10 protein-coding genes are annotated in these 12,756 nt (G+C 71.0%); 6 read left to right on the forward strand and 4 right to left on the reverse strand.

Features of this window, described 5'->3' with window-relative positions; all coding sequences use genetic code 11:
• Positions 1-47 precede the first annotated feature (47 nt).
• Both AOQ37_RS32100 and AOQ37_RS32105 read right to left on the reverse strand, forming a co-directional pair.
• On the reverse strand, positions 48-602 hold the full coding sequence (locus tag AOQ37_RS32100) for a methylated-DNA--[protein]-cysteine S-methyltransferase (RefSeq protein WP_062649619.1): 555 nt from the start codon (positions 600-602) through the stop codon (positions 48-50).
• Between the two features lie 86 nt (positions 603-688).
• Positions 689-1,561 carry a glycerophosphodiester phosphodiesterase gene (locus tag AOQ37_RS32105; RefSeq protein ID WP_062649621.1) on the reverse strand — a complete coding sequence of 291 codons (873 nt, stop codon included), beginning with the start codon at positions 1,559-1,561 and terminating at the stop codon, positions 689-691.
• 273 nt (positions 1,562-1,834) lie between these two features.
• On the opposite strand from AOQ37_RS32105, the gene AOQ37_RS32110 reads away from it, so the two are divergent.
• The 6 genes from AOQ37_RS32110 (at position 1,835) to AOQ37_RS32135 (ending at position 10,252) form a co-directional block, all read left to right on the forward strand.
• Complete coding sequence (locus AOQ37_RS32110; protein ID WP_062649623.1) at positions 1,835-2,698, forward strand: MHYT domain-containing protein; 864 nt, start codon at positions 1,835-1,837, stop codon at positions 2,696-2,698.
• Positions 2,699-2,785: 87 nt separating this feature from the next.
• On the forward strand, positions 2,786-4,939 hold the full coding sequence (uvrB, locus tag AOQ37_RS32115) for an excinuclease ABC subunit UvrB (protein WP_062649625.1): 2,154 nt from the start codon (positions 2,786-2,788) through the stop codon (positions 4,937-4,939).
• Positions 4,940-5,098: 159 nt separating this feature from the next.
• Positions 5,099-5,677: a TerD family protein gene (locus AOQ37_RS32120; RefSeq protein WP_057599421.1), complete on the forward strand. Its 579-nt coding sequence runs from the start codon at positions 5,099-5,101 to the stop codon at positions 5,675-5,677.
• A 55-nt stretch (positions 5,678-5,732) separates the two neighbouring features.
• Positions 5,733-7,748 (forward strand): TerD family protein, encoded by a 2,016-nt coding sequence (locus tag AOQ37_RS32125; RefSeq protein ID WP_062649627.1) that lies wholly within the window; start codon positions 5,733-5,735, stop codon positions 7,746-7,748.
• Positions 7,749-7,971: 223 nt separating this feature from the next.
• The gene (locus AOQ37_RS32130) at positions 7,972-8,973 is read left to right on the forward strand and encodes a TerC family protein (protein ID WP_107085353.1); all 1,002 of its coding nucleotides are present in this window, start codon (positions 7,972-7,974) and stop codon (positions 8,971-8,973) included.
• Between the two features lie 178 nt (positions 8,974-9,151).
• Positions 9,152-10,252, forward strand: a complete 1,101-nt coding sequence (locus AOQ37_RS32135; protein ID WP_062649631.1) for a calcium:cation antiporter — start codon at positions 9,152-9,154, stop codon at positions 10,250-10,252.
• Here the strand turns inward: AOQ37_RS32135 and AOQ37_RS32140 are convergent.
• Positions 10,242-11,546 carry an MFS transporter gene (locus tag AOQ37_RS32140; RefSeq protein ID WP_234437072.1) on the reverse strand — a complete coding sequence of 435 codons (1,305 nt, stop codon included), beginning with the start codon at positions 11,544-11,546 and terminating at the stop codon, positions 10,242-10,244. The genes AOQ37_RS32135 and AOQ37_RS32140 overlap by 11 nt on opposite strands.
• Positions 11,547-11,616: 70 nt before the next feature.
• Positions 11,617-12,663 (reverse strand): S66 family peptidase, encoded by a 1,047-nt coding sequence (locus AOQ37_RS32145; RefSeq protein WP_062649633.1) that lies wholly within the window; start codon positions 12,661-12,663, stop codon positions 11,617-11,619.
• Between the last annotated feature and the right edge of the window lie 93 nt (positions 12,664-12,756).

Here is a 12,756-nt window from a genome sequence, read left to right on the forward strand (position 1 = left end):
CGGTCGTGGCAGCGTCCGGGAGATGTGGTCACCGGCGCAGTGTCCCCTCAGAACAGCGGCTCGGGTAGTACCCCTTCCAGCGCGAGCAGCTTCCGCTTGGTCTCCAGACCGCCACCGAACCCGCCGATGCCGCCGCCGCTCTCCACCACCCGGTGACAGGGCACGACGACCGGCAGCGGGTTGGCGCCCATCGCCACCCCCACGGCCTGCGCCGCCCGGGGCTGGCCCACCCGCCGGGCGAGATCGCCGTAGCCGACGACCGCGCCGTACGGGACACCCGACGCGAGTTCGCGGAGCACCTGCCGGTTGAAGCCCGCGATCAGCGACCAGTCCAGCGGCAGCTCGAAGGTCCGCCGCTCACCGGCGAAGTAGGCCTCCACCTGGCGTATCGCCTCGGCCAGCAGCGGGGAGCCGGGTGCCTCGACGGGCTCCGTGCCCAGCCGGGCCGCGAGTCTGCCGAGTGCCTGGTCGCGTACCGCGTCGCCGGCGTGGAACACGACGTTGAGCAGGCCCGCGTCGGTCGCGGCCAGCAGCAACGGACCGATGTCGGTGTCCACGACGGCCCACACGACCCGCTGTCCGTCCTGCCCATGGCTGTCCATGCGCCCACGGTACGGCCTGCCACCGACAACGCCTCGGGGCGGCGGCCCGGCCCCCGCCCGGGGCGCCGCCCCCGGGCCCGGGGGCGTCAGTACCCGTACAGGGCCCGCCGCACCACATCCGGTTTGTTGGTGATCACGCCGTCGACGTCGTACCCCGCGACGGCCTGCGCGGTCGCGGGGTCGTCGACGGTCCAGGCGAAGACCTTCATCGGCTTGCCGTGCGGTCCGGTGAGGGCGTGCACGGCGGAGACGTAGGCGGGGGAGAGGGCGGCGTACGACGGGTTGATCAGGTCCGCGAAGCCCGCGCACCGGGGCAGGTCCGCGAGGGCCGGCCTGCCGAGCAGACCGGTCCGCACCCGCGGCGACAGCTCGTGCACGGCCCGCAGGCTGTCGGCGCTGAAGCTCTGCACGATCAGCCGGTTCGTGAGGTGCCGCCGGTCCAGCCAGCCCTCGTCGCCCAGCAGCTTGAGGGTCTGCTGTTCGATCCCCGGATACAGTTCGGGGTTCTTGACCTCCAGGAGCAGCTTCTGGCGGTGGTGCTCGACCCGGTCGACGTACTCCTCCAGCGTCGGCACCCGCGCGCCCGCGTAGGCTGCGCCGAACCAGGTCCCCGCGTCGAGGCGGGCTATCTCGGCCGCCGTGAAGTCCCGCACCTTCCAGGGCGCGCGGCCGGGAAAGACCTCCTCGGCGTCGGTCGTGCGGCGGAGACTGTCGTCGTGGATCACCACGAGCTCGCCGTCCTTGGTGCGCTGGACGTCGTTCTCCACCCAGGCGATCCCGAGTGCGGCCGCCTCGTCGACGGCGGCCAGGGTGTTCTCGGGGGCGTGGGCGGAGGCTCCCCGGTGGGCGATCACCGACGGCCGGAAGACGCTGCCCGCCCGGGCGTCGTGAACGGGGAGCAGGAGGGCGACGATGCCCAGGACCGCGGCGGTCGTGGCGGCAACTACGCGCGCGTGCATGCGTACTCCTCGCGTCGGTCCATCACGTACAGCTCAACAGTGACAGCAGAGAGTGGACGGCGGGGGGAGCGCGGGACGACCACAGAACGAAAGGAGGACGCGGAGGCCGCTCACGGGTGCCGCACATGTGCGACAAGGGCGTGTTTCTTTGCCGGAAAATCGTTCGACCATTCCGGTGGGAGTCATACTCTCTCTCAGCCTTGACCGCGCTCAGCGGTCCTGGGGAGGGGCGAATTTCAGGAAAACCAGGCAACAGGCGAAGGGCAACCGCGCATGCACGGCACGGTCGACGGTTTCAGCTACGGACTCGTCACACCGCTGGTGGCCTACCTCATGGCCTGCCTCGGCGGCGCGCTCGGTCTGCGCTGCACCACCAGAGCCCTGCTCGTCGCCCAGTCCTGGCGCCCGGGCTGGCTCGCCCTCGGCTCGGCGGCCATCGGCTCGGGCATCTGGACCATGCACTTCATCGCGATGATCGGTTTCACGGTCGACGGCGCCCCGATCCACTACGACAAACCGATGACCTACGCGAGCCTGGGCATCGCCATCGTCATGGTGGGCGTGGGGATCTTCATAGTCGGTTATCGGGGCGCGACCGGAACGGCGCTCTTCACCGGGGGCACCATCACCGGCCTGGGCATCGCGTCGATGCACTACCTGGGCATGGCCGGAATGCGCTTCAACGGCACGTTCGAGTACAACACCCTCACCGTCGCCACCTCCGTCGCCATCGCCATGGCGGCCGCCACCGCCGCCCTGTGGGCCGCGGGACAGGTCAGGGGCTTCCTGTGGAGCGTGGGCGCCAGCCTGGTCATGGGGCTGGCCGTCACCGGCATGCACTACACCGGGATGGCCGCCCTGAGCGTGCACCTGCACACCGGCACCCCGACCGCGGGCGACTCTCCCGCCGCCCTCCTCGCGCCGATGCTCATCGGTCCCCTCGCCTTCCTCTGCCTCGCGGGCGTGGTCGTGATGTTCGATCCGCTGATGGTCATGGGCAAGCCCGACTGGACCCCCGCCGAGCACAAGCCCGGCGTCCCGGCGCACCCGCCCGTGCGGCATCCGTCGCGCGCCGCCCGGCCCCGCAGCCGCCGCAAGGTGACGCACCGCGAGTCCCCGGCCCCGCAGAACCGCTGACGCCCGCACCCGCGCGGCCCGGCCGCCGGTCCTCGCGCAACCGCTGATCGGACCCCGTTGTCAGTGGGGGGTCGTACGGTTGATGACATGCGGCCCGTTTCCCACATCGAACGCACGGTGGCGCCTTTCGAGGTCGTCAGCCCCTACCAGCCCAGCGGTGACCAGCCGGCGGCCATCGCCGAGCTCGCCAAGCGCGTCGAGGCAGGTGAGAAGGACGTCGTCCTGCTCGGCGCGACAGGCACCGGAAAGTCCGCGACCACCGCGTGGATGATCGAGAAGCTCCAGCGCCCCACCCTGGTGATGGCGCCGAACAAGACCCTGGCCGCCCAGCTGGCGAACGAATTCCGCGAACTGCTGCCGAACAACGCGGTCGAATACTTCGTCTCGTACTACGACTACTACCAGCCCGAGGCGTACGTCCCTCAGTCGGACACCTACATCGAGAAGGACTCCTCGATCAACGAGGAGGTCGAGCGCCTGCGCCACTCCGCGACCAACTCGCTGCTCACCCGGCGGGACGTCGTGGTGGTCGCCTCGGTCTCCTGCATCTACGGCCTCGGCACCCCGCAGGAGTACGTGGACCGCATGGTCCCGCTCCGTGTCGGCGACGAGGTCGACCGGGACCAGTTGCTGCGCCGCTTCGTCGACATCCAGTACACGCGCAACGACCTGGCGTTCAGCCGCGGCACCTTCCGGGTCCGCGGGGACACCATCGAGATCTTCCCGGTCTACGAGGAGCTCGCCGTCCGCATCGAGATGTTCGGCGACGAGATCGAGGCCCTGTCCACGCTGCACCCGCTCACCGGCGAGATCATCAGCGACGACCAGCAGCTGTACATCTTCCCGGCCACGCACTACGTCGCGGGACCGGAGCGCCTGGAGCGGGCCGCCAACGACATCGAGAAGGAGCTGGGCGAGCGCCTGGCCGACCTGGAGAAGCAGGGCAAGCTCCTGGAGGCCCAGCGGCTGCGCATGCGCACCACGTACGACCTGGAGATGCTCCGCCAGATCGGCTCCTGCTCCGGCGTCGAGAACTACTCGATGCACTTCGACGGCCGTAAGCCCGGCTCCCCGCCGAACACCCTGCTCGACTACTTCCCGGACGACTTCCTGCTCGTCATCGACGAGTCGCATGTCACCGTCCCGCAGATCGGCGCCATGTACGAGGGGGACGCCTCCCGCAAGCGCACGCTCGTCGACCACGGCTTCCGGCTGCCCTCGGCCCTCGACAACCGCCCGCTGAAGTGGGAGGAGTTCCAGGAGCGCATCGGGCAGACCGTCTACCTGTCGGCGACCCCCGGCAAGTACGAGCTCTCCCGGGGGGACGGCACCGTCGAGCAGATCATCCGCCCCACCGGCCTGATCGACCCGGAGGTCGTGGTCAAGCCCACCGAGGGCCAGATCGACGACCTGGTGCACGAGATCCGCACGCGCGTGGAGAAGGACGAGCGCGTCCTGGTGACCACGCTCACCAAGAAGATGGCCGAGGACCTCACGGACTACTTCCTGGAACTCGGCATCCAGGTGCGCTATCTGCACAGTGACGTCGACACGCTGCGCCGGATCGAGCTGCTGCGCGAGCTGCGCGCCGGTGAGTTCGACGTCCTGGTCGGCATCAACCTCCTGCGCGAGGGCCTCGACCTGCCCGAGGTGTCCCTGGTCGCGATCCTCGACGCCGACAAGGAGGGCTTCCTGCGCTCCGGCACCTCGCTGATCCAGACCATCGGCCGCGCGGCGCGCAATGTCTCCGGTCAGGTCCACATGTACGCCGACAAGATCACCCCGGGCATGGAGCGGGCCATCGAGGAGACCAACCGCCGCCGGGAGAAGCAGGTCGCCTACAACACGGCGAACGGCATCGACCCGCAGCCGCTCCGCAAGAAGATCAACGACATCGTCGCCCAGATCTCCCGCGAGGAGGTCGACACGGAGCAGCTGCTGGGCTCGGGCTACCGCGCGAAGAAGGACGGGCGGGGCACCAAGGCCCCGGTGCCCTCCCTCGGCGGCAAGGCGGCGGCCAAGGGCGCCGCGTCCGGGTCGGCCAAGGGCAGGACCAAGGCCGCGGAGACGGTGCCGACGGACCGTCCCGCCGCCGAACTCGCCGGGCAGATCGAGGAGATGACGGAGCGCATGCGGGCCGCCGCCGCCGACCTCCAGTTCGAGGTGGCCGCCCGGATCCGTGACGAGGTCTCCGAAATGAAGAAGGAACTGCGCCAGATGAGGGAGGCGGGGCTGGCCTGACGGACCCCCGAGGTCGCCGTGCCTCCGGCCCGCGCGCGCTGTGTTGCAAGACCGACACAAAGTGCGGGCCTGGGTACGGCACTGTCAGTGCCTTTGCGTAGGGTTTCCGTCAACCGCGGCTCGCGGCAACAGGGGACAGCTCGAGAGGGGAATCAGCGCGTGACCGTCAACATGACCAAGGGTCAGGCCATCAGTCTTCAGAAGAACGACGGGGGCAGCCTGACCGCGGTACGCATGGGTCTCGGCTGGCAGGCGGCCCCGCGGCGCGGCCTGTTCGGTTCCCGGACCCGGGAGATCGACCTCGACGCCTCCGCCGTGCTGTTCGCCGACAAGCAGCCGGTCGACGTCGTCTTCTTCCGTCACCTGGTGAGTGACGACGGCTCGGTCCGGCACACCGGTGACAACCTCGTCGGCGGTGTCGGCCAGGGCGGCGACGACGAGGCGATCCTCGTCGACCTCGCGCGCGTGCCGGTCCACATCGACCAGATCATCTTCACGGTGAACTCCTTCACCGGCCAGACCTTCCAGGAAGTGCAGAACGCCTTCTGCCGCCTGGTCGACGAGACCAACGGCCAGGAGCTGGCGCGCTACACGCTGGCGGGCGGCGGCGCCTACACGGCCCAGATCATGGCGAAGGTGCACCGGGTGGGCGGGGGCTGGAACATGACGGCTCTCGGCGCGCCGGCCAACGGCCGCACCTTCCAGGACCTGATGCCCGCGATCCTGCCCGCGCTGTAAGGCGCGGAGCGGCCGACCGGGACACCACCACACGCGACGCAGGGGGAGACAGGCGATGACGGCCGAGCTGGTGCGGGGGCAGAACCACCCGCTCTCCCAGGTCCGCCTCGAGATCCGGGTCTCGGCCGGCAGGCCGGTCACGGCGGTCGCCACACTCGGCGACGAGAGCGGCAAGGTCCCCGGCGTCGAGTGGGTGGCCCACCCCGGTGTACCCACCCTGCCCGGTGTGGAGGTCTCCCGGCAGGCGGCCGCGGACCACCGCCTCGCGGTGGACCTGGACGCCGTGTCGGCGGCCGTGCACCGGGTCAGCGTGCTGCTCGCCCTGCCCGCGGGCGTCGGCGGGCCGGTCAGCTTCGGGGCGGTGGCGGCCCCGTTCGTCGCGGTGACCGGCCTCGACGGCACCGAGGTCGCCACCTACACCATTACCGGTCTGGACGCGGAGTCGGCGGTCGTCGCGCTGGAGCTGTACCGGCGGCAGGGCGCCTGGAAGGTGCGTGCCGTCGGCCAGGGATACGCGGGCGGCCTGACCGAACTCCTCACCGACCAGGGCCTGCCGCAGGCGCAGCGGCTGGCGTCCGGTATCAACGACGCCGTGGTCCAGAGCCTGGCCCGCTCGGTACCGGCGCCGCCGCCGCGCACGGCCGACGGCGACCGCTCCCGGCAGGCGGCCGCGTCCGCCCTCGGCCCGGACCAGAGCGGCTCGCCGTACGGCGCGCAGGGCACCCAGGGCGGTGCCGGCCCGTACGGGACGGGCCAGAACCCGCAGGGCCCCTCGGGTCCGGGCCACCCGGCGGGCGCCGCACCGGCGGATCCCGACGCCACCCAGCCGACGCCGCAGACACCCGCCACCGGTGGCCCGATCGACTACAGCCACCCGCGCCGGCAGAGCGCCGCTCCGCCCCCGCCGCCGCCCACCGCGCCCCCGGCCCGGCCCGGACAGCCCGCCCGGCCCGTCGCGGGCGACGCGACCGGCTGGTCCATGGAGGAGCGGCTCTACAACCAGGTCTGGGGCATGTTCGAGGACCTGGCCCGCAGCACGGCCGCGTACCGCAGCGCCGTCGACTTCGCCGACACGCGCATGGAGAAGGAACTGGACCAGGTCCTGTCCGATCCGCGCAGCAGGATGGGCGGTCAGGGCGACGCCGCCCGCGAGGCGGCCCAGGCCAAGCACGTCCAGCTCGTCGACCAGGCCAGGGAGGCCCTGGACCGGGATCTCGTCCAGCTCGGCGCCGAGGCCGACGTGGTCGAACCGGCGCTGCCCGCGGCGTACGCGCGCTGGGACAACCCCGTCTGGCACGCCTATCGCGTCCCCATGGAAATGCCCATGGCCGTGCGGCTGGGCGACCTCCACCTTCCCGAGAGCGACCCGCTGCGCATCCCGATGCTGGTCAGGCTCCCGCTGGAACGCGGCCTGTGGATCGACAGCGGGCGATCGGGTTCGTCCGACGGGTCGTTCGCCGACTCCCACGAACTGCGCCGGCTCGCCATGGAGTCGGCCGTGGCGCACACGGCCCGGCTGCTGGCGGTGCATCCGGCGGACGAGTTCACGGTGCATGTCGTCGATCCGGCCGGCTCGGGCGCCAGGGAACTCGCGCCGCTGGTGCGCAGCGGCGTGCTCGCGGCCCCGCCCGCGGTCGGCGCGGCCGGTGTCGCGGCGGTTCTGAGCCAACTCACCGAGCGGGTAGACCTGGTGCAGATGGCGGTGCGGGGCGGCATGGCCGACTCGCTGCCGCCCGGGTTCGACACGGCCCAGCAGCTCCTGGTCGTCAACGACTTCCCGCACGGCTTCGACGACCGTGCCGTGACCCAGCTGCGCTACCTCGCGGACGAGGGGCCCGGCGTCGGCGTCCACCTGATGATGGTCGCCGACAGGGAGGACGCCGACAGTTACGGTCCGTTGCTGGATCCGCTGTGGCGGGCACTGCTGCGGCTGACGCCGGTACCCGAGGATCACCTCGCCGACCCCTGGGTGGGGCATGCCTGGACGTTCGAACCGAGCCTCGTACCGCCCGGCAGCCAGGTGCTCCAGCAGGTGCTCGCCCAAGTGGCTGCGGCTCGCGCCAAGTACTAGTAAAGGCCTATGACCAGCGGACTTGGTCTTTCTTTTGCCAATCGCTTTACCTTTTCTTGGTGGTTGGGGTACTGTTTTCCTCACGGAGGGGAGTACTCCTGCTGCGGCGTACCCGTCAATACGGATCAGAGCTGATCCCGGGGCGCCGGCCCGTTCAGGGTGGAAGAGACCTCCGGCAGCGCGACGACGCTGATTACCTGCCGTTACGACTGTCGGAGGCGCAGTGGATGTTTCCTTGGCCCTATGGGTCTTCACCATCGTGGGCCTTGCCGCCCTCATCGCGGTCGACTTCTTCATCGGCCGCAAGCCGCATGACGTGTCGATCAAGGAAGCCGGGATCTGGACGGTCGTCTGGATCGCCCTGGCCGGGCTCTTCGGAGTCGGGCTGCTCCTGTTCAGCGGCGGTGAGCCTGCCGGAGAGTTCTTCGCGGGCTTCATCACCGAGAAGTCGCTGAGCGTCGACAACCTCTTCGTCTTCGTCCTGATCATGGCGAAGTTCTCGGTCCCCTCGCAGTACCAGCAGCGGGTCCTGCTCGTCGGTGTCCTCATAGCCCTGGTCCTGCGGGCGATCTTCATCGCCGCGGGCGCCGCGATCCTCGCCAGCTTCGCGTGGGTGTTCTACCTCTTCGGCGCCTTCCTGATCTGGACCGCCTGGAAGCTCATCCAGGAGGCCCGAGCCGACGAGGAGGACGAGGAGTTCGAGGAGAACAAGCTCCTCAAGGCCGCGGAGAAGCGATTCGGTGTCGCCGACCGCTACCACGGGACGAAGCTGTGGATCGAGCAGAACGGCAAGCGGGTCATGACCCCGATGCTGGTCGTGATGCTCGCGATCGGCACCACCGACGTGCTCTTCGCCCTCGACTCGATCCCCGCGATCTTCGGCCTGACGCAGGACCCGTACATCGTCTTCACCGCCAACGCGTTCGCGCTGATGGGTCTGCGACAGCTCTACTTCCTCATCGGCGGTCTGCTGAGGAAGCTGGTCCACCTCAGCTACGGTCTGTCGGTCATCCTTGGCTTCATCGGCGTCAAGCTGGTGCTGCACGCCCTGCACGAGTCCGGGGTCCACGTCCCCGAGATCAGCATTCCGGTCTCGCTCGGCGTCATCTGCTCCGTCCTGATCATCACCACGATCACCAGCCTGCGGGCTTCGCGGAAGCAGGCGGCGGCCGAGGCGGAGCGCACGGAGAGCGAAGGCGCTCCGAAGGACAGCATCCAGGCCTGACCACGCCGGACGGAGGAACGACCACCCCCCCCGGGAGCGGTGCGCGGCTGATGGCCGCGCACCGCTCCCGGCGCTTCCTCCGGTCCGTCCCGCGCGGACGGGCAGCAGGCCCGGACGGGCCCGGACGGGTGGGAGGGGCCGGAATGCGGAGCCCTGGAGGCTCTGCGACGATCGCTGCATGATCGCTCGGCTCAGGTCGGTCACGACCCGGTGGACAGCCCTCGTGCCGGTGCTGGCGGTCGTCCTGCTGGCCCTGACCTGGGGACGCGACCTGCCGGGTGCCGTCGTCGCCGTGGTGACACTGGTCCTCGCCGGTGCCGTCCTGGCCGCCGTGCACCACGCGGAGGTCGTGGCCCACCGGGTGGGCGAACCCTTCGGTTCCCTCGTCCTCGCGGTGGCCGTGACGATCATCGAGGTCGCCCTGATCGTCACACTGATGGCGGACGGCGGCGACAAGAGCTCGACCCTGGCCAGGGACACGGTCTTCGCGGCCGTGATGATCACCTGCAACGGCATCGTCGGCCTGTGCCTCCTGGTCGGCTCGCTCCGCCACGGCACGGCGATCTTCAACCCGGAGGGCACCGGCGCGGCCCTGGCGACCGTCGCCACGCTGGCCACGCTCAGCCTGGTCCTGCCGACCTTCACCACCAGCAAACCGGGCCCGGAGTTCTCCACCGTCCAGCTCACCTTCGCGGCACTGTCCTCGCTGGTGCTGTACGGCCTGTTCGTGACGACGCAGACCGTCCGCCACCGCGACTACTTCCTGCCGATCACCCGGCAGGGAGACGTGATCACCGCCGACGACCACGCCGGCGCGCCCACGGCCCGGACCGCCTGGATCAGCCTCGGGCTGCTCGGCCTGGCCCTGATCGGTGTGGTGGGCCTCGCCAAGGGCGTCTCGCCCACCATCGAGTCCGGGGTGGACGCCGCCGGACTGCCCCAGGCGGTGGTCGGTGTGATCATCGCGCTGCTCGTGCTGCTCCCCGAGACGATCGCCGCGCTCCGCTCGGCCCGCCGCGACCGGGTGCAGACCAGCCTCAACCTCGCGCTCGGCTCCGCCATGGCCAGCATCGGCCTCACCATCCCCGCGGTGGCCCTGGCCTCCGTCTGGCTGTCGGGACCGCTCGTCCTCGGTCTCGGCCCCACCTACATGGTGCTGCTCGCGCTGACCGTAGTGGTCAGCTCCCTCACGGTGGTCCCGGGACGGGCCACGCCACTGCAAGGCGGCGTCCACCTCGTCCTGTTCGCGGCCTACCTGGAACTGGCGGTCAATCCGTGACCGGCCGAACGGCGGCCGCCCGCACCGGCCGGGTCTCCGGCAGCAGCGCGAAGCAGCCCAGGCTGAGCAGCGCGATCCCCGTCAGATAGGCGCCCACACCCCACGGCACCCGCCCCGAGTGCTCGGCGAGGGCGGTCGCCGCGATCGGCGTGAGCGCGCCCCCGAGAACCCCCCCGAGGTTGTAGCCGACCGCCGCCCCGGTGCAGCGCACGCGCGGCGCGTAGAGCTCCGGCAGATACGCCGAGATCACCGCGAACATCGTGACGAAGGCGAGCAGGGCCCCCAGGAAGCCGAGGAACATCGGCAGCGGCTCGCCCGTCGAGAGCAGCGCGACCAGCGGGAACATCCACAGCGCGGCCGCCGAGCAGCCCACCAGGCACAGCGGCCGCCGGCCGAAGCGGTCGCCGAGCATCGCCATGACGGGAGTCAGCGAACCCTTCACCACCACGGCGGCCATGACGCACACCAGCATGACCGTGCGGCTGACCCCGAGCCGCTCCGTCGCGTACGCCAGGGACCAGGTCGTCACGGCGTAGAAGATCGCGTACCCGGCGGCCAGCGCGCCGGCGGTCAGCAGAACGAGCCTCCAGTGGTCGCGCACGACCTCGGCGAGCGGCACGCGCGCGTGGTCGTCGATCTCCAGGAACCGGGGGCTCTCGGGCAGCGACGACCGCAGCCACAGCCCGAGCACGGCCAGCGCCCCGGCAGCCCAGAAGGGCACCCGCCACCCCCACCGCGCGAACTGCGCCTCCGTCAGCGTCACCGACAGGACCAGCACCACGCCGTTGGCGAGCACGAACCCCACCGCCGGCCCGACCTGCGGGAAGCTCGACCACAGCCCACGCCGCTCGGCGGGCGCGTGTTCCGCCGTCAGCAGCACCGCGCCGCCCCACTCCCCGCCGAGCCCCAGCCCCTGGAGGAAACGCAGGACGAGCAGCAGCAGGGGAGCGGCCACCCCGATCGTGCCGTACGTCGGCACGCAGCCGACCGCGACCGTCGAGGCGCCGGTCAGCAGCAGGGACGCGACCAGGACCGGCCGGCGCCCCCGCCGGTCCCCGATGTGCCCGAACAGCACCGACCCCAGCGGCCGCGCCACGAAGCCCACGCCGAACGTCGCGAACGCGGCCAGGGTCCCCGCCAGCGGTGAGAACGTCGGGAAGAAGAGTGGCCCCAGGACCAGAGCGGCCGCGGTTCCGTAGACGAAGAAGTCGTAGAACTCGATGGCCGTCCCCGCGAGCGAGGCGGCCGCGAGCCGCGGCATGGAGGGCGCCTTCACGGTGTGTACGTCACGCATGCCGCGTCAACCACCCACAGTGATCGCGGGTTACGGGGGCGTGCGGGGGCGCGGACCGTCGCGAGGGGGCTCAGTAGGTCACGGTGATGCGCCGCGCGGGGCCGTCGACGCGGATCGTGCCGCCGTAGGGGAGGACGAGCTGCGGGTCGGTGTGGCCGAAGTCCACGTCGAAGACGGCCAGGGTGTCGGGCGCGTACGCCCGCAGCGCGCGCTCCACCGCCGCGCGCTGCCCGGCCGCGTAACGGGCGGCCTCCTGCGGACCGTGGGGGCGCTCGAAGGACCAGCTCTTGGCCCGGGCCATCAGCAGTGCCGGGAAGCGCCGCAGCAGACCGCGCTCGCCCATGCTGCGCAGGATCCGGAAGACCTCCGTGGCGCTCGGCAGTTCCTCCGACGTCTCCAGGATCAGCACCCCGCCGTCGTACACCGAGGCGTCGCGGGCGATCTCGCGGTCCGCCATCAGCAGCCAGGAGAGGATCTCCAGGTTGCCGCCCCAACTGCGGCCCTCCACCACGCGGTCGGCGTTGACCCAGCCCCAGCCGGCGCCGGGCCGGCTGCCGGGCTCCGAGGCGAAGGTCGCCGGATCGCCCCAGTCGCCGTTGATGTCGTTCCACCGCTCGGCGGGCCGCAGCTCGTAGGGACCCGAGGTGAACAGCGCGGCGCGCAGCGAGTCGGCGGTGAGCGGGTGCATGGCTCCGGGGCGTCCCAGCTCGCACATCACGCTCGCGCCGTGGTAGGCGACGACACCGCAGTTGTACAGGAACGCCAACAGGTTGGTGTTGTCGCTCCACCCGAAGAACGGCTTCGGGTCGGCGCGAAGCAACTCCCGGTCCAGCAGCGGCAGTACGGTGATCTGGTCCTCGCCGCCGATCGACGCGATGACGGCGCGCACGCTCGGGTCGGCGAACGCGGCGTGGATGTCGTCGGCGCGTTCCCGCGGCGTCGCCCCCGTCCTGCGCGTCGTCGGGTACTCGACGGGCACCAGAGCGAACTCCTCGCGCAGCCGCTCCAGGCCCAGTTCGAAGGGGCGCGGGAAGAGCCCGGGCAGACCCGCGGAGGGCGAGATGACGGCCACGCGGTCACCGGGCACCGGCTTCGGGGGATACGAGGGTGTCGTCATGCCGGGAGGGTACGGCCTGCTGCCCTGCGGTTTCACCGTGATAAACCGGTGTGAGCGGTGGCCCCGGACGGGCCGCCCACGAACGGACCGGAG

This window comes from Streptomyces maremycinicus (genome assembly GCF_001184025.1).
In the GTDB taxonomy this organism is placed as follows: Bacteria; Actinomycetota; Actinomycetes; order Streptomycetales; family Streptomycetaceae; genus Streptomyces; species Streptomyces maremycinicus.